This window comes from uncultured Mobiluncus sp., from assembly GCF_902488535.1.
Lineage (GTDB): Bacteria > Actinomycetota > Actinomycetes > Actinomycetales > Actinomycetaceae > Mobiluncus.
In genome coordinates this window covers 17,057-35,176 of the sequence record NZ_CABTWO010000016.1, presented here as the reverse complement: position 1 = coordinate 35,176, position 18,120 = coordinate 17,057, and the positions used below count along the sequence as shown (strand labels likewise).

Annotated in this window: 13 protein-coding genes; 11 read left to right on the top strand and 2 right to left on the bottom strand. The window is 57.8% G+C overall.

Annotated features, from left to right (window positions below; all coding sequences use genetic code 11):
• Window positions 1–18: 18 nt before the first annotated feature.
• Window positions 19–1,569, bottom strand: coding sequence for a DUF349 domain-containing protein (locus RDL66_RS06770; protein ID WP_308536076.1), 1,551 nt, complete (start codon window positions 1,567–1,569; stop codon window positions 19–21).
• 150 nt (window positions 1,570–1,719) lie between these two features.
• Here RDL66_RS06770 and RDL66_RS06765 point away from each other — a divergent pair, with 150 nt between their 5' ends.
• The 6 genes from RDL66_RS06765 to RDL66_RS06740 all read left to right on the top strand — a co-directional run bounded on the left by RDL66_RS06765 (window position 1,720) and on the right by RDL66_RS06740 (window position 10,015).
• Entirely contained in the window at window positions 1,720–2,430 is a 711-nt protein-coding gene (locus RDL66_RS06765) for an MBL fold metallo-hydrolase (protein WP_308536074.1), read from the top strand.
• A 19-nt stretch (window positions 2,431–2,449) separates the two neighbouring features.
• Complete coding sequence (hisS, locus tag RDL66_RS06760; protein ID WP_308536072.1) at window positions 2,450–3,769, top strand: histidine--tRNA ligase; 1,320 nt, start codon at window positions 2,450–2,452, stop codon at window positions 3,767–3,769.
• Complete coding sequence (locus tag RDL66_RS06755) at window positions 3,762–5,456, top strand: dynamin family protein (protein WP_308536071.1); 1,695 nt, start codon at window positions 3,762–3,764, stop codon at window positions 5,454–5,456. Before hisS ends, RDL66_RS06755 begins: the two co-directional genes overlap by 8 nt.
• Window positions 5,456–7,330 (top strand): ABC transporter, encoded by a 1,875-nt coding sequence (locus tag RDL66_RS06750; RefSeq protein ID WP_308536070.1) that lies wholly within the window; start codon window positions 5,456–5,458, stop codon window positions 7,328–7,330. Before RDL66_RS06755 ends, RDL66_RS06750 begins: the two co-directional genes overlap by 1 nt.
• A gap of 143 nt (window positions 7,331–7,473) precedes the next feature.
• On the top strand, window positions 7,474–9,291 hold the full coding sequence (aspS, locus tag RDL66_RS06745) for an aspartate--tRNA ligase (protein ID WP_308536069.1): 1,818 nt from the start codon (window positions 7,474–7,476) through the stop codon (window positions 9,289–9,291).
• 100 nt (window positions 9,292–9,391) lie between these two features.
• Window positions 9,392–10,015, top strand: a complete 624-nt coding sequence (locus tag RDL66_RS06740; protein ID WP_308536068.1) for an L-threonylcarbamoyladenylate synthase — start codon at window positions 9,392–9,394, stop codon at window positions 10,013–10,015.
• Window position 10,016: 1 nt separating this feature from the next.
• On the opposite strand, the gene RDL66_RS06735 is transcribed toward RDL66_RS06740, so the two are convergent.
• A complete protein-coding gene (locus tag RDL66_RS06735) occupies window positions 10,017–12,368 on the bottom strand; it encodes an MMPL family transporter (RefSeq protein ID WP_308536066.1) in 2,352 nt (783 codons plus the stop codon).
• Between the two features lie 41 nt (window positions 12,369–12,409).
• On the opposite strand from RDL66_RS06735, the gene RDL66_RS06730 reads away from it, so the two are divergent.
• From RDL66_RS06730 to alaS, 5 genes are all read left to right on the top strand, one after another.
• A complete protein-coding gene (locus RDL66_RS06730) occupies window positions 12,410–13,747 on the top strand; it encodes a replication-associated recombination protein A (RefSeq protein WP_308536064.1) in 1,338 nt (445 codons plus the stop codon).
• Between the two features lie 139 nt (window positions 13,748–13,886).
• Complete coding sequence (rpsD, locus tag RDL66_RS06725) at window positions 13,887–14,507, top strand: 30S ribosomal protein S4 (protein WP_299294023.1); 621 nt, start codon at window positions 13,887–13,889, stop codon at window positions 14,505–14,507.
• A 117-nt stretch (window positions 14,508–14,624) separates the two neighbouring features.
• The gene (locus RDL66_RS06720) at window positions 14,625–14,981 is read left to right on the top strand and encodes a DUF948 domain-containing protein (protein WP_308536062.1); all 357 of its coding nucleotides are present in this window, start codon (window positions 14,625–14,627) and stop codon (window positions 14,979–14,981) included.
• Window positions 14,982–14,989: 8 nt separating this feature from the next.
• Window positions 14,990–15,283 carry a hypothetical protein gene (locus RDL66_RS06715; protein ID WP_308536061.1) on the top strand — a complete coding sequence of 98 codons (294 nt, stop codon included), beginning with the start codon at window positions 14,990–14,992 and terminating at the stop codon, window positions 15,281–15,283.
• A 104-nt stretch (window positions 15,284–15,387) separates the two neighbouring features.
• Window positions 15,388–18,075: an alanine--tRNA ligase gene (gene alaS, locus RDL66_RS06710; protein WP_308536060.1), complete on the top strand. Its 2,688-nt coding sequence runs from the start codon at window positions 15,388–15,390 to the stop codon at window positions 18,073–18,075.
• Window positions 18,076–18,120: the final 45 nt, after the last annotated feature.

Here is an 18,120-nt window from a genome sequence, read left to right as displayed (position 1 = left end):
TAAGGTACAGCGGGGGCGCTACTCCGCCGCGGCTTTCCGAGCCTGGTCAAGCCAGCCCTTCCGGGCCTGCAGATCTTCTTCCAGTTTCTTGGTGTCTTTACCGCTCTGTTTCGCGGCGGCAATTTCGGCTTCAAGTTTGGTGATTTTCTCTTCGAGCTGACCCACTAGCCCCTCAGCGCGAGCTTTCGTTTCCGGATTGGACTTGACCCACGCCTCATTTTCGGCTTTTGCAATCGCCTGTTCCACGGAACGCAACCCGTTTTCCAAGCGCTGCATATCGCCGCGGGGGACCCGCCCAGCTTCGTCCCATTTATCCAACAGGTCGCGGAACTTCGCCTTGGCGGTTTCCAAGTCTTTCACCGGCATGAGGGCTTTCGCCTGTTCCAGCAGCTTTTCCTTGACCTCAAGGTTGGCTTGTTCTTCCGTGCTGGTCTTTGCGTTGTCAGCGCTACGGGCGTCAAAAAAGACTTGCTGAGCCGCGCGGAAACGCTCCCACAGAGCGTCGTCGTCTTTCCGGGAAGCACGTCCGGCCGCTTTCCATTCCGCCATCAAGTCGCGATAAGCCGCGGAGGTTCGCGCCCAGTCAGTCGAGTTAGCGAGTTCCTCGGCGCGTTTAATCAGGGCTTCCTTGGCGTTTCGAACTTCCGCCCGCTTGGCGTCGAGCTGTGAAAAGAATGACTTGCGGTGCCGGTCAAAAGACGTGCGGGCTGCCGAGAAACGTTTCCACAAGGCGTCCTCGGTGGCGCGGTCGATACGCGGTCCCTTGCGTTGGGAATCTTTCCACGATTCCAGCAGTTCGCGCAGGCGTTCACCGGATTGCTTCCACTGGGTGCGTTCCGGGTCTTGGGCGGCAATTTTTTCGGCGGCCTCCACAATCTTGTTGCGCGTCTCGAGGGCTTGTGCCTTGGCGACTTCGCGTTCCTCAGCCAACTGTTCCTTGCGTGCCGTGCCCAGCTCCCGCAGTTTTTCAATGCGAGCACGCAGCCCAGCCAGGTTGCCCACCACCATCGGGGACTCCATTGCCTTGTCCAAAGACTTCAACGTGGCATCAATGTCATGCGCCTTTAACGTGGCCAAACGTGCTTGAGCCAAATCGACCTGGGCTTGCAAATCCAGAAAACGGCGCACGTAAAGGGCAAAAGGCTGTTCAGGAATGCCGTCCGCGTATTGGCCGACTTCCCGTTCCGTATCTCCGTCCTTGACGAAAACGCGCCCCTCCGCGTCGATACGTCCATATTGGGCAGCCTCATCCATAGCGATTTTCTCAACAGGTCCCACGGGTTTGTTTTGATTGGTACTCTCAAGGTGTACCGGGGTGATCTGCGCGGTTTTTTCAGTAGCTTGGGGCGCGGATGCCCCGGGAGTTTCATTAGCAGGGGTTGGTTCGGGAGCTGCGGGAGTTTCCTTGGTCAGGGCAGGTTCGGGAGCCGGTGCCGCTGGCGTTTCGTTCTGGGGTTCGCCGCCTGTTTCAGCTGCAGTCTGGGCAGGTCCGGTTGAGGTTTCACCAGGTTGGTTTTCCTGCGGTTCCTTGATTTCGCTGGTGTTAGATTCCTGTTCAGACGTGGCCATGAATTTTTCCTCCTGACGGGGTTGGTGCCGCGGCACGTTCCGTTCGCGTTGGTAAGTATATTTCCAGGATTACTTTACTTGAAAAGACACGCATTCGGGAAACTGGGCGAAAGAAAATTCGTGATGCAAAAAATCAGTTAGCCTTGAACTATGGATGTGTTACGGATTGTTTCGCCGATTTACGGTGAAAATTGCTATGTTGTGGTCACTGCGAACAAATCCGCTTTAGTTATTGATCCCGGCGCGAAAACCGCCGTGCGTATCAAAGAACTTCTGACTCAGCTTGATGCTGAACTGGCAGGGGTCTTGCTGACTCACGGCCATGCCGACCACCTGTGGAACACCGCTCAGGTGGTTGCCTATAACCCTCAGGCTCCTATTTATCTGGCGAAACCGGATCACTTCTGGATGGATGCTCCCGGTCCGGGGGTTCAACTGGGGGTAGACAAATACTTCACTGAAATGGACGGGGCGTGGGAGCCCGTCACGGTACAGGCCCCGCCAGATGCACTGTTCTCTGGCGGGGGAGCGCAAATTATTCCCGATCTAATGCTGCGTGCCCTGCCGGCTCCGGGTCACTCGCCCGGATGCACGATGTTCTTTGGCGCCGCGAAAGGCGAAGATCACGGTCAGGGACTCGGTTTTGACGGCAGCGACAACCAGGCATTTTGCTTCTCTGGGGACGTGGTTTTCAAAGGCTCGATTGGCCGCACCGACCTACCTCATTCCGACCCTGAAGTGATGACGGAAACCTTGCGAACCCTCAAAATCAGCGTCAACCCCGACACGCTGCTGCTGCCCGGTCACGGGGAGACAACCACCTGGGCGGCGGAGCTCGCGAACAACCCATTTCTGAGATGACTTGGGAAAATGAGAGAATATGCCCATGATGACATCACTGTCAGGTTTTCCTGAGTTCACCCCGGAGGAAAAAATCCTTGAGGACGAGTTAATTTCTCGTTTAACCAGGGTGTTTGAACTGCACGGTTTTTCTCACTTAGAGACGCGTGCCATCGAACCTCTCAGTGAGCTGGAACGCAAGGGAGAAACCTCCAAAGAGGTCTACGTACTGTCTCGGCTGCAGGACAAGGAAGGCAAAGAGGACCGCAAGAACGGGCTGCACTTTGACTTAACGGTGCCGTTGGCCCGTTACGTGCTGGAAAATTCTCACCTGTTGCGCTTCCCGTTTAAGCGTTACCAAATTCAAAAGGTGTGGCGCGGCGAGCGTCCCCAGGAGGGTCGCTTCCGCGAGTTCGTTCAGGCCGATATCGATATGGTGGCCGCGGAAACATTACCGCCCCAGTTTGAGATTGAAGCCCCGCTGATTATGGCGCAAGCTTTGGAATCCCTGCCGATTCCCACCCCGGTGGTACACGTGAATTCCCGCAAGATTTTGCAGGGCGCCTGCAACGCCCTGGGCATTTCGCAAGTTGACGAGGTTCTGCAAGTCATCGATAAACACGACAAGGTGCGTCCCGAAGACTTTACACAAATGCTGAGTGAACTCGGGCTCGATACGTCCCAGGTGCAGACTCTGGTGAGCTTGGCGGACATTTGCGGTGCCGATGAACAAGTTATCCAGCAAGTACGCGACCTGGGACTGCAAGACGACATGTTAGAGGAAGGCCTGGCGGACGTGGCGCGAATGCTGCGTAGCGTTCCCGACCACGAGCGCGGCAACGTGGTAGCGGACTTTAAGATTGCCCGCGGGCTCGATTACTACACCGGCATGGTTTACGAAACGTTTATCACGGGAGCTGAATCTTACGGTTCTATCTGTTCCGGGGGCCGCTACGATAACTTGGTTTCCCAAGGTAAGCGCCACTTTCCCGGGGTGGGGATGTCTATCGGTTTGACCCGGCTCATCTCGATTATTCTGGCTAATGATTGGGCGAAAGTGTCCCGCCCGGTTCCGACCTGTGTATTGGTCGCGGTGGATAGCGAGGAAACCAGGGGACAAGCTGAGGCGGTGGCTTGGCAGCTGCGGGCCCGCGGTATCAACACGGAAGTCAGCCCCACCGCCGCCAAGTACGGCAAACAAATCAAATACGCCGTGACTCGCGGCATCCCTTACGTGTGGTTTGTGGAATCCGGGGAAGTTAAGAACCTGATTAACGAAACCCAGGAAAGTGCCCAAGCCGACACGTTCACGCCCGCCCCCGACCTTCTGAAACCGCAGGTGATTGCCAACTATGAGTGAATCGCCGGCGGTATCTTTGGATGAGTTGGCTGGGCAGCTGGAGGACCTGAAATTTGGTTTTCCAGCGGCGCAGGCTGATGCCATCAAGCTGCGAAAAACGGCGATTTCCCGACTGCGTGAACATCTCAGCGCGCGGGGTACCGATTTGGACGGCCCTCTCGTGGCGGTGCTGGCGGGCTCCACCGGGGTGGGTAAATCCACCATTCTTAACTCTTTGGTCGGTGCCCAAGTACCGACTTCCGTGAGGCGTCCCACAACTCTCACCCCGGTACTGGTGTACCATCCCGACGACGAGTTATGGCTGTCGGCAGACCGTATTTTGGGAGGATTTGAAAAGATCCGCCTACTAGACGACGACACATGGGACGACCCTGCGGCCACGTCTGTCGTGCCGGAACGGGCCTCCGCGGGCGAGGATACCGATACGACACCGCAGCCGCAGCTCATTTTGCGTTCGACTGCAAAAATGACTCCGGGGATGTGCCTTATTGACTGTCCCGATTTGGATTCCTATCTGGACACGAACCGAGATTTAGCCCAACACCTGTTGGAAGTCGCTGACCTGTGGATTTTCGTGACTACCGCTAACCGCTACCGGGACGAGCCGGGGCTGGAGTTGCTGCGGAAAGCCGCTCGGCGCGATGTCGCTATTGGCGCGGTGCTGAACCGGGTCTCGCAAGGCTCCCTCTTGGCGGCAAAACAGGATCTCAGCGCGGAAATCGCCGACAGCACCCTCGAAGACGTCCCGATTTTTGCCATTATGGAAACCCAAATCGCCGACGGAGAACTGCCTGCCGAAGATTTAGTACCCCTGCGCAACTGGCTCGATAACCTGGCTGGTGACGCCTTGATGCATTCCGCTATGGCGCGCCAGACCCTGTTTGGTTCCCTGCAAGAAGTCTTGGATTTGAGCGAAACAGTGTTCGATGCTGCCGCCGCTGAAACGCAACTGTGCCACGAAATACAGCAAACTGTGGACCAGTTGGAACAGCAACTGCTGGATTTCGTTGAGGCCCAGATTGCGGCATCCACCTGGTTCCAAGGTGAGCCTGCTGACCTTTTGGAACCCTGCGTGCGTCGCCAACTTGAGGAACGCCGGGCTGAAAACAGCTGGATACGCCAGCGGTTGAAATGGAAAAATGCGTGGCTCAATCAGCGGGTGCGCCCGGATTTGGCGCTGGATGCTGTACAACGGTCGGTGTCCAGCAGCGTGTCGAACCTGGACTTTCAGATGGAACAAATCATTGCTGCGGGTATCCATGACTCCGCGCTACCCGACTCTGGCCGCTTTTCAGACGAAACTGCGCCGCCCCTGGACGGCAGCGAACTCATGGAACAGTGGTCCTTAACCCCTGCGGAATGCTGCCGCCAAGCTGGATGGAATCGGGACCAGGAACTCTCAACAGACGAGTCCCAGACGCTTTTCCTAGCGGTCCTTTTTGCTGGGGTCGCCTCGCCTGAAACTTGTCAGTTCACCGGTGCTGACGAGCTGTTGGGAGCTTTTTTTGACGCCTCGAAGCGTTTGCGGCTGCGGTCATGGAGCCGGTCTGCGCTGCGCAGCGGACTGCACGGTCGGGTCTCCCAGCGTATCGCTGCGCTACGGCAAAGCATTCCCAATCCAGACAACTCTGAACTGATTGCCGCGGGACGAAAAACGTTGCGTATCTTGCGAGAGGAGTGGTCCTAGTGCCTCGGAACAATCCCGAACAACGCAAAAATCGGATGCAAACCGCCCTGCACCGCGCGGTGGAGTGTCTCGATGCCGCTCAGGTCACGTCCGGCTCTGAGGCATTCCTAGCTCAGGCTCTCGAAGATTTGCGACGGTTAGAGAATCAGCTGGAACGCCGGGATGCCCTGGACCCCCGAGTCACCGTGGTGGCGGTAGCCGGACCTAGCGGCACCGGTAAATCCACGGTAGTGAATACTTTGGCTCGTCGTAACAGCTTGGTGCTGACCGGGACGCACCGGCCGACCACGACGGAGCTGGTCGCCCATGTTGACGCGGACGTGGCGGCTGCACCGTTTTTAGAGCTGAGCGGTATTACGCGCAGTGTCAGCGTGGAGTTTTGCTCTGGTGGGTCCACCCCGTTTGGGGAAAGCTTGGAGGCTGCAGGCGAGAGTTACCAGATTCGTTCAGCGCCTTCGGCGCAGTGTGGTCACCCGATTGTGGTGGAGGTTCCCGACACGTTGCTGGTACCGGAACTGGCCGCGGCCACGGCGCAGGTCTTGGAAACAGCGGATGTAATTTTGTGGACCACAGATTCCCAAAAATATGCCGATGCCGCTTTTCACAGCCAAATTTCGGCGTTTCCCCGTCACCGCAATTCGTACTTTGTCCTGACTCACACCGAGGGTTTGACTGAGACTCAGGTGCAAACCCTGCACCAAGAGCTCGCCACCATCGCCGCACGGTTGGGGGTCAGTCCCGAAATCTTGCAGATTTCAGTTTACGATGATTCGAGTTTGGCTAGATTCCGCGAAACCGTAGCTGGGTTGACCCACGCGCCGGAAGCCCGCTGGAGGGGCGAACAGGCTGCAATTCATCATGCTGCCACGCGGCTGAGCCAGGACTTGGAACTGGCGGGAGAGGAGCCTGCAAAGCAGCCCGGTCAGGCCCAGTCCGTTTCCGCATCACCAGCCGAAACCACCCTGGTGGATAAGGTGGCTCAGGTCAGTGGTCTCGCGGCTGCGCAAGCGAGCTTTTCCAAACAATACCTGCACGCTGGAGGCTTTTGGACGCTGTGGCCGGTGCTGAACTGGTTGGCGGGAATCAAGCCGCTGGCACCCTCCAGTCAAGATTCTGCAATCGCCGGGGGTGAAACTGCTGTGGACGAAGCCGCCGAGGACAAACTCGTTGCTCACTCGACTGCCCCTTCCCCAGAAAAAACGGCAGACGATAGCGCGACCCCAGCCGTAGCTGACTCCTCGACAGACACCACCCACACTTCTGTACAGACAGCCCCGCAAACCGACACGCGCAACCAGTTTTCCGCCCACGTCAACGCGGCGGGAATCACCAGCGCGGCTCGTGCTTACGCGGTGGCTGCCAGTGCGCAGCGTCCACCTAAATGGGTGGATTTTGCCCAGCTCAAGGCGGTGGAGCTGTCCGGCAACCTGGTCAGCGCCCTCAACCTAGCTTTGGAATCGTGGAAATTCCCGGCTCGTCCCCTCCGAGCCTGGTGGCGGGTATGGCGGTACGGACACTGGTTTTGGTTAGCGGCATTGCTGGTGGGGCTGCTGTGGAGCCTCGTCGCGGGGGTCGCGTGCCTCGGCGGAGCCGGCACCAGTGCGGCCGTGTGGATGGTCGGGCCCGTACCGTTCCCCCTCGTGGTGTTCGCTGCGGCCATCGCAGGCACACTGGTGTGGAGCCTGGTGGGAGCCAAAATGCTGCATCGCGGGGCGCAAAACTACGGGAAAGAGTGCGCCGACAAATTCCGTTCGCTCATCCTGGAAGTGACTCGTCAGGCTTTCCTGGTCAAAATGAATCAGAATTTAGATTTGTATCCGCAACTGTCTGAACTGGTTTCTGAAATGCGTTTGCGGGACCCGGAATCCCGGTGACTTTCATCTGACGCCCGGTCGGGGTGTACTTCCAGGGTTTTCTCAAAGCTCAGATAGGCGTTAAACTTGAGAGAGCCCACTTTCTGGGTGCGGGGTATTGCGCCCCGATTGACTTGAGACGAACTTTCAAAGGAAGGCATAAGTTGCTGCGAACTCACAAATGTGCGGAATTGAACCTGAACCACGATGGTCAGACCGTCACCCTCTGCGGTTGGGTGGATCGGCGCCGAGACCACGGTGGGGTAGCTTTCATGGATTTGCGTGATGCCTCCGGGATTGTCCAGTTGGTCGTCAGTGAAGAAGTGGTGCGGGAAGTCCGTAACGAATACGTGCTCAAGGTCACAGGCAAAGTGCGGAAGCGTCCCGAAGGCAACGAAAACCCCGAAATTGCCACCGGCGATATCGAAGTCATGGCCGATGATGTCGAGATTTTGAATACCTGTGCGACCCTGCCATTCCAAGTTTCTGAACACGCCGAGGACTCCAATGTCGGGGAAGACATCCGGCTGCGTTACCGTTTCGTCGATTTGCGCCGCCGTCAGCTGCACGACAACTTGGTGCTGCGTTCGCAGATTTCTCAGATTGCCCGGCGGGTTATGGAAGAACACGAATTCATCGAGATTGAAACCCCGACTCTGACGCGTTCTACCCCGGAAGGGGCGCGCGACTTCGTGGTTCCGGCGCGGATTCGTCCCGGCTCGTGGTACGCCCTGCCGCAGTCGCCACAGCTGTTCAAGCAACTGTTGATGGTCGGCGGTATGGAGCGTTACTTCCAGTTGGCTCGTTGCTACCGCGACGAAGATTCCCGCGCCGATCGCCAACCCGAATTCACGCAGCTCGATCTGGAAATGAGTTTCGTCGACCAAGACGATGTCATCGAGGTAACTGAACACCTGCTGAAAGAGATTTGGAAAGTCATCGGCTATGACCTGACCACTCCGATTCCGCGGATGCCTTTCCAGGAAGCCATGGATCGCTTCGGTTCGGACAAACCGGATCTGCGCTTCGGCTATGAACTCGTTGATTTGACCGAATTTTTCAAAGACACTCCGTTTAAGATTTTCCAGGCTCCTTACGTGGGGGCAGTAGTCATGCCCGGTGGCGGTTCCCAGCCGCGCCGCACTTTTGACAAGTGGCAGGAATGGGCCAAAGCCCGCGGCGCGAAGGGTCTGGCCTACGTGACATTGAATGAAAATGGCGAAACTGCCGGCCCGGTGGCCAAAAATATTTCTGACGCGGAAAAGGCCGGTTTGGCCGCTGCCACAGGAGCCCAGCCGGGGGATTGCATTTTCTTTGCCGCCGGAGACAAGACCGCTTCACAAACGTTGTTGGGGGCAGCTCGCCTAGAGATTGGCAAACGCTGCGACCTCATCGATGAAAAAGCGTGGGCTTTCACCTGGGTGGTCGACGCGCCGCTGTTTAAGCCCTCCGGCGAGGCAGAAGCGGAAGGCGATGTGGCGCTGGGCCACTCCGCTTGGACCGCTGTCCACCATGCGTTTACTTCGCCGAAGCCAGAATGCCTCGATACTTTCGATACCGACCCGGGCAGCGCTTTAGCTTACGCATATGACATCGTGTGCAACGGAGTTGAACTCGGAGGCGGTTCCATCCGTATCCATCGTCGTGACATCCAGGAACGGGTGTTTAAAGTCATGGGCTTCTCGCAGGAGGAGGCGCAGGCACGCTTTGGGTTCCTGCTCGACGCTTTCAAGTACGGCGCTCCGCCGCACGGCGGCCTGGCTCTGGGATGGGACCGCATCGCCGGAATGCTGACGGGTTCCCCGTCTATTCGCGACGTTATCGCTTTCCCGAAGGCTGGCGACGGTTTAGATCCGCTCACCGGTGCGCCCGCCCCGATTACGGACGAACAGCGCAAAGAAACCGGCGTGGACTACGTGCCGGAGGACGACGAAGATGGTGAGGACGCTGAGGAAGCCGAAGACAGCGAAAAAACGCTGTAAAACCCTTCTGAGGAAAAATTACCGATAGTTTTATCTACACAGCCGACTGTCCCCTCTAAAATAGATGGGACAGTCGGTAGCGTTTCACCAAGGGGGAACTATGAACGCAAAAATTTTTGAACTGCACCCGGATAATCCACAGGCTCGTTCGTTGAACCAGATTGTAGAGATTATCCAGGACGGTGGCATTATGGCGTATCCCACAGATTCGGGATATGCGCTGGGCTGTGCGTTGGCAAACGGGGCTGGTCTGGAACGTATCCGGAAAATCCGCCAGCTCGATGATAAACACCATTTCACCCTGGTGTGCCACGATTTCGCCCAGTTGGGTCAGCTGGTGATGGTGTCGAATTCTCAATACCGGATGATTAAATCGCTGACTCCGGGGCCGTACACGTTTATTTTGAAAGGCACCAAGGAAGTCCCGCGCGCCACGCTGAACAAAAAGAAGCACACCGTAGGCGTGCGGATTCCCGCGCACAAGGTCGCGTTATCGCTGGTAGAAGCCCTGGGGGAGGCTATCTTGTCCTGCACCTTGCTGCTGCCCGGCGAGACGGAACCGCTGAGTGATCCGGTTGAGGTTATCGCCAAGCTGGGGCACCTGTTGGATGTTATCGTCGACGCCCCGATTGGCTCGGACCAGGCGACTACTGTCATCAACATGGAGGACGATGTTCCGGTGGTGACCCGGGAGGGCGCCGGTCCGGTTGATTTCTTGCAGTAGGTTATTCGCTAGCGTTCCCGGCGGTTTCACTGTGCTGAGGTTGCGCAAGCGCGGGTGAGCCGTCTGTTGCGCTGGGATTGGTCGGGTTTGGAATATCGTCGGTCCACACCAAATCAGGGTCTTGCGATTTTTGGTCCGGGTAAGGCTCCAGCAGGGGAGAGAGGAACAGCCGGCTGAACAGCACGTTGAGCAGCACCACAATAACCAGAGCAAAAGCCGACTGTTTCACGGGCATAGCGTTCATCGGCAGGAAAGCCAGGAAAATCGCCAGGTAGACCACAGAGCGGGTCCATAGCGCACCGCGGGTTTGCGTCAACTCGTTCAGCAGTGGGTCGTCGTCCAGGTTCGCGAGTTCCTCCGGCAGATGGTGTTTCGATTTGTTCATGGCATAGAACTGGTAATCCAGGGATAGGGCGAAACCGAAGCCTGCCAGCAGAACTGCCACGTTAGGGTCGACCCCTCCGGAACGCGCCAGTTTGGGCAGGAAAGCGCCCCAACCGTCTTGGAACACTAAAGCCGTCAGTCCCAAAGCTACCAGCAGGTTCAAGGAGTTCAGCAAAGTCGCCCACAGCGCTGCCCAGGCACGCCTGGTGGCTCGCAAAATGACCAGGAAAGTCGCCAACACCATAACTCCAGCCAGCAGGGGTACGAACCTGATTAGCTGGGCGGCAAAGTCAACTTGGTTGGCGGCCTGGCCAGTAATCCATTTCGGAAAATCCGAAGACAGCTCGCGGATAGTTTTCACGATTCCGCCGGCTTGACGGTTGGTAACGCCAGGTTTCAAATCCACGTCCAAAACGCTATAGTCCCCGGCGATTTCGGTGTTTCCAGCAGTCATAGCTGCCACACCGGGGATTTTACCCACCGCCACCGACCAGCTTTGCATATTCGCGGCGGTAGTTTTCCCTAAAACCCGGATATCCGGGGTGGCCGCGGTGGTGCCGTAGTGGGCGGCGCGCAGGGCTTCAAATTTCGCCGCATTCGTACCCGGAGGAAAAGTCGTTTGTCCCGAGGTGTGCCAGGTAATTCCGAAGGTAGGAATGGCCAGCACCACCAGAACGACCACCAGGACTCCGGTCAAAATCGGTTTGGCACGTTTCCGTGAGGCAAAAGGTGTCTGCAGGCGGGCGCCTAGAGAATGCAGCCGGGAGGAAATCACGGCGAAAGCCTGCCGATGCCATTCTGGACGGGGGTATTCCAGCCATCTGATACCGAGGTACAGCAACGGGGGAATCATCGTAGTCCCGATAGCGAAGCATCCCAGAATGGAGAACATGCTGACTAAAGCCACCCAGCGCAGGCTACTGGCCGGGAATATGGCTACCATAATCAGACCCAGCACAATTAGTGCCGTGGAAATGAGCATGGCCGGAGCCGAATGGGTAAAAACTTCGTCTAGAGGCGTGAGAGAGTCGCGGCGCTTGCGCAATCGGCGTTCGCGAGGCTTGGAAACACGTGGAATCTCGGTGGTGTATTTCACCACTGCTAAACGGGAGCGGCTGCGACTGATGAGGAACACCGCGTAACCCGTCACCACCCCTAGTGAAAGCATGGTGACCAGGGCAGAGTCGCCGGGAGCGGGCTTGACGATGAGGGAAGCCAGAGTGGCGATAGTCCGCGTCACGATCCATCCGCAAAAGCTTGGGATGAAAGCGAGCAAAGCCAGGCGTAGGCGTCCCGTCGCCCCGAACAGCACTGCGAAAACCACCAGCAAAGCAATGAGATTCGCTTTGAGAGAATCTTGACGAGCGCTCGCGGCAACTTCTTGGTTATTCAGATCCTCATCTGTGACGATGCCTGTGGCGTGAGGCGCAAAAGAGCGCATATCGCCGGCAATTTCACTCAAGGCATCCTCGGTCATGGCGCGAATATCGTCGGCGCGCTGGGGGAACTGGGTCAGGTCCAGCAGCACCACCATCATGAAACCGTGTTTATCCGTGGCGATAAACTGGTCCATCAAAGTTTTCGCATCGGGGTTATTAACATCATCGCCTTTCGCGAACGGATACAGCACCCCTGCCGGAATAACGCCGGGAACCTCGCTGAAACTCGCCGCCGCTGAGTCCAGCACGTTCTTAACTTCCTTGCGCTGTTTATCCATGTCCACCCCGGTGACGATGAGGTAAGCCTGATAGTTGGAACTGCGGCTGTCATTCAAGATTTGTGACGCGACGTAGGATTCCGAACCGGGGATAGAGACCAGACGGTTTTCCACACGGTTCCACATACTTCCAAAACCAAAGCCGGTCAAAGCAAAGGCTGCACAGATGACTATCACCAAAGCCCAAATCAGCACCGTGGGCAGCGGGCGTCGATTCAGACGGCGATATAGTTTCAGGAACATGTTATGCATTGTCTCATACACCTTAGGGCATTTTTCACTAGGGTGGTCTCATGGACTTGTTTGATTCCTTGAGTGACACCGGCAGGGGGGGTCCGGAGTTTCGCCCGGACGCCCCTTTGGCGGTACGGATGCGTCCGCGCAGCGTAGAAGAACTGGTGGGGCAGTCACACCTGTTGGCACCCAATTCGCCGTTACAGCGGCTGCTGCGGGCAGACACCGAGATGACTTCGTCTGTGATTCTCTACGGTCCGCCCGGAACCGGCAAAACGACCTTGGCATATCTGGTGGCGCAGGCAGGCGGCAGAGAATATGCCCAGCTTTCCGCCATCAATGCGGGAGTGAAAGAAGTCCGAGAGGTCATTAACGCGGCGAAACGACGACTGAGCCTGAGCGGTCAAGAAACCATTTTGTTTTTAGACGAAGTCCATCGGTTTTCTAAATCGCAGCAGGACTCGCTACTGCCGGCAGTCGAAAACCGGTGGGTTATCCTGGTGGCCGCCACCACGGAAAATCCAGCTTTTTCCGTCATTTCTCCGCTGTTGTCTCGGTCCCTGCTGCTGACGCTGAAACCTCTCACGAACCAGGACATCGAAACCATCACGGACCGGGCTTTGGCGGACGAGCGCGGACTGGACGGAAAATACACCCTGACCCCGGACGCTAGGGACAGCCTCATCAGATTAGCCGGAGCGGACGGGCGCAAAGTCCTGACCCTGTTGGAGGCGGCGGCCGGGGGAGCCGATTCCCGCGAGGCCAGCGAGATTACCGAAGACGATGTTGCGGCGGCGGCAGACACGGCCGTGGTGCGTTATGGCATTGACGAGCATTATGATGTGGCTTCGGCATTTATCAAGTCGATGCGCGGCTCTGATCCCGATGCCGCCCTGCATTATTTGGCGCGGATGATTAAAGCCGGGGAAGATCCGCGGTTCATTGCCCGCCGAGTCGTGATTGCGGCGGCGGAAGATGTCGGGTTGGCTGACCCCAGCGTGCTGCCCCTCGCGGTTGCGGCCGCACAAGCGGTGCAGTTGATTGGGATGCCGGAAGGACGGATTCCGCTGGCTGAGGCGGTGGTCGCAGTGGCGACGGCACCGAAGTCGAATCGGGCGTATGTCGGTATCAATACCGCGTTGGCTGACGTGGAGGCCGGCAATATCGGCACAGTGCCGACCTATCTGCGCGACCAGCATTATCCCGGGGCCAGTGCCGATAGGAAAGCTCTGGGCACCTATCAATATCCCCACGACGACACCCGCGGCATAGTCGCGCAACAATACCTGCCTGACCCGCTGAAGGACAAGATTTATTACGAGCCCTCCGCCCACGGGTGGGAAGTAACGCTGGGTGAGAGGCTGGCAAAAATACGCAAGATTCAAAAAATGCGGTAAGATAGCCAAGTTGCCCGGAATCATGACCAACCCTCGGTTGGCTCATGCCCGGACACCTGGGGTCTTAGCCAATAAGGTGACCCCTCCCCGCCGAGATGCCCTCGCGGGGTGACTTTGAAATAAGACAGGAAGAATATAAATGGCAAACCGTTCTCGGAAAATGGTGCGTTTGTCGCGCGCCTTGGGGATGCCGCTGACCCCGAAAGCTAAGCGGTACTTTGAACGTCGTCCCTACGGACCTGGTGAACACGGCCGCGCCCGTCGCCGCAGCGAATCTGACTACGCGGTGCGTTTGAAAGAAAAGCAGCGTTTGCGTGCCCAGTACGCAATCCGCGAGGCTCAGCTAGTCAAAACCTTCCAGGAGGCACGCCGCATGGAAGGCCAGACTGGTGACAACCTGGTGGAATTGCTGGAGACCCGGCTTGATGCTCTGGTGTTGCGGGCCGGTTTTGGCCGCACCATGTTCCAGGCTCGTCAGGCGGTAACTCACCGTCACATCTTGGTTGACGGCAAGATTGTGGACCGTCCCTCTTACAAGGTGCGTCCCGGTCAAACCGTCCAGGTCAAGCCGTCCTCTCAGGTAAAGGACCCCTTCGTGGTGGCTGCCCGCGGTTCTCACCGCGATGTGCTGCCTCCCGTTCCTGACTACATTAAGGTCGATTTGGAAAAGCTGCGCTTTACCTTGGATCGCAAGCCTAAGCGTGAAGAAGTCCCGATTCAGTGTGAGGTGCAACTGGTCGTGGAGCACTATTCCCGCTAAAACTTTCAGTGGCCCCGGGATTTTCCCGGGGTCAATTGTTTAAAGTTAGAATATCTACGGTGTGTTTCGTGCAAACAGCTCGGAAAATGGGTCACTACACCGGGACAGGAGAATGACATGATTGGTGAAATTGCCGGGATTATTGCCGCCGTAGCTTTCGCGGTATTGGTGCTATTTTTAGCTGTGCCGCTATGGAAACTGGGCGGGGTGTTTTCCCAACTGGAGCAATCCATCAAAACTGTCACCGACGAAGCGGTGGTGGCGGTCAAACAGGGACAGACGTCTTTGGACCAGGTCAACAATCAGTTGGTACGGGTCGATTCCATGACTTCGGCGGCGAATCGCTCCGTCGAGGATCTCTCGGCGCTGACGACCTTGTTTACCGCGACGCTGGGCCGGCCGCTCATTAAGGTCGCGGCTTTTAACTACGCGGTGCGTAAAGCCATGGGTATCGACAGGAAGAAAGCAAAGTAGGGGGAGAGATGTCGAATACAGCGAAAGCGGTCGGGACGACGCTGCTCCTTTCCGCGGGGGCGGCTTTGGCCGCGTACTTTACCGTTACCCCGTTCCGTCAGACTGTCGATCAGATGACCCAGCGGTTCCGTGCGGATATGTCACAGCGCGAGGGGGAACTTATCGAGGCTCTGAGCTCCAGTGATTCAGAAATCGAGCAGGCCCGCGACACTTGGAACGCTCGGAAGGACGATGGTGCGGGGTTCAGAGTCGGACGCGGACGTCACCGTGATTCCGTTGTGGAAGACGACCTGGAATTTTAGCGAAGTTCACCGATAATCAGCGAAAACCGCCCGGAACAAACTGACCGGGGGACCAGGACAGATAAACCGGGAGCAGCCCGGATACGAAGGAAAGATACATATAGATGCGTACTGCGGAAGTTCGTCAGCGTTGGCTGGATTTTTTTGCAAAGAACGGTCATGAGGTTCGCCCCTCGGTACCGCTCATTTCGCCCGACCCCTCGATTTTGTTCACCATTGCGGGCATGGTTCCGTTCATTCCCTACATCGTAGGAACCGAGCCGGCGCCGTGGCCGCGAGCCACCTCGGTGCAAAAGTGTATCCGCACCAACGACATTGACGAGGTCGGGAAAACCACTCGTCACGGTACTTTCTTTCAGATGTGCGGGAACTTTTCCTTCGGCGACTACTTTAAGGAAGGCGCGTCTCATTATGCTTGGGACCTGCTGACCGGCAGTCAGAAGGACGGTGGCTACGGCCTGGACGGTGACAAGCTCTGGGTCACGATTTGGGAGCAAGACGAAGCCGCTTGGGACATCTGGACCCAGCAAATCGGTCTGGATCCCGCCCACGTCCAGAAACTTCCGCGCGAAGAAATCTTTTGGGATACCGGCCAACCCGGCCCGGCCGGCCCTTGTGCGGAAATTCACCTGGACCGCGGTCCGCAATACGGCCCCGAGGGCGGTCCGGAAGTTGACACGCAAGGCGACCGCTACCTGGAACTGTGGAACCTGGTTTTTGATGAATTCCTGCGCGGCGAAGGCTCCGGCAAAGACTACCCGCTGTTGGGCAAGCTCGACCAGACCGCTATCGATACGGGCTTGGGACTGGAACGTCTGGCCTTTGTCCTCCAGGGCAAAGACAATATGTACGAAATTGACGAGGTGTTCCCCGTCATCGAAGTCGCTCAGGAAATGTCCGGGCGCCGCTACACTTCCGGCCCCGATCCGATGGATGTGCATTTCCGTATCGTGGCTGACCACGTGCGTTCCAGCCTGATGCTGATTGGCGATGGAGTTCGTCCCAGCAATGAGGGACGGGGCTATGTGTTGCGCCGCCTCATGCGCCGCGCGGTGCGTTCTATGCGGCTGTTGGGTGTGTCAGAGGCGGTCATGCCGCAGTTGCTGCCGGCCTCGATGAACGTAATGAAAGCCTCCTATCCCGAGCTGGAAAAGGACTGGGACACCATTTCCGACGTCGCTTACGCTGAAGAGGATGCTTTCCGCCGCACCCTCGACACCGGAACCGTCATCTTGGATACCGCGGTGACGAAAGCGAAACAGTCCGGCGCGGCTCTGAGCGGCGACGACGCCTTCCAACTGCACGACACCTACGGTTTCCCCCTTTCCCTGACGCTGGAAATCGCGGCGGAGGCCGGGGTGAAGGTGGACGAAAAACGTTTCACCGAGTTGATGAACGAACAAAAGCAGCGCGCCCGGGCGGACGCGGTGGCCAAGAAAACCGGACACGTCGACGCTCACGTCTACCATGAACTGGCGGCAAAACTTGGTGAGAGCAATACGGTAGAGTTCCTGGGATACACCGAAACCAGCGCTCCGGCGCGGGTGGTCGGTATTTTGCAGGACGGCAAACCGGTACCGGTCGCGACGGCTCCGGCTACCGTTGAGGTCCTGCTGGACCGAACCCCGTTCTATGCAGAAGCCGGCGGGCAGCTGGCTGACCAAGGACAGGTGACTTTCGCGGGAGGCGGAGTGCTAGATGTGGCTGATGTGCAGGCTCCAGTGAAGGGACTGCCCATGCATCGGGGGACTTTGACGGAAGGCCAGGTCGCCCTCGGTGAGGACGCCCAAGCTACGATTGATGTGGAGCGCCGCGGTGCGATTGCCCGAGCTCACACGTCAACCCACGTCATTCACCAGATTCTGTTGGATTCCTTGGGGCAGGGGGCGACCCAAGCCGGGTCGGAAAATGCTCCGTGGCACGTTCGTTTTGATTTCCGCAACGCGAGCGCTTTGCCGGATTCTTTGGTGGCGGACATCGAGGCGGAAGCTAACGAACGGGTCCAGACCAATATGACCGTTTCTGATTACCAGATGCCCATTGAGGAGGCGCGAAAGACCGGCGCCCAGGCCATTTTCGGGGAAAAGTACGGCAAGATTGTGCGCATCGTTGATATTGGCGACGGCTGGTCTCGGGAGTTTTGCGGCGGCACCCACGTACCGCTGACCGGGCATATCGGCTCTATTGCGGTGCTGGGAGAATCCTCGATTGGTTCCGGCGTGCGCCGTATCGAAGCCCTGGTGGGAAATGGCGCTTCGGGATTCCAAGCCAAAGAACACGCGTTGGTGTCTCAGGTCACCCAGCTGGTCGGAGCCAAGCCGGAAACCTTGGTGGAACGCATTACGTCCCTGATGGAGCGGCTCAAGACCGCGGAAAAAGAACTCGAAAAGACCCGCTTGGCCGCATTGTTGTCCAATCTGGACGACTACGTTAGATCCGCCGAAACGCTGGGCGGTGTGCAGGTCATTCACCAGGTCGTCCAGGCGGGTTCTGTGGACGATTTGCGTCAGGCGGCTACCACTTTGTGCGGGCGGTTCTCTAACGCAGATCCGGTGGTGGTCGCTCTAGCGGCCGTTATCGGTGAAAAACCGATGCTGGTTGTGGCCAGCAACGAAGCTGCTCGTGACAAGGGTGTGAAAGCCGGGGCATTGGTGAAGGCCGGTGCCGCAGCCATGGGAGGCGGCGGGGGCGGCAAGGACGACTTGGCGCAAGGCGGCGGAGCTCCCGCGGGGAAACCCGAAACCGGTTTGAACGCCGTGGTGGCCGCCTTGCAGTCAGTACTCGCGAAGTAAACAAAGAGCCGGTTTGGGCTTTGCGCCGGGCCGACTCGCTAAGAG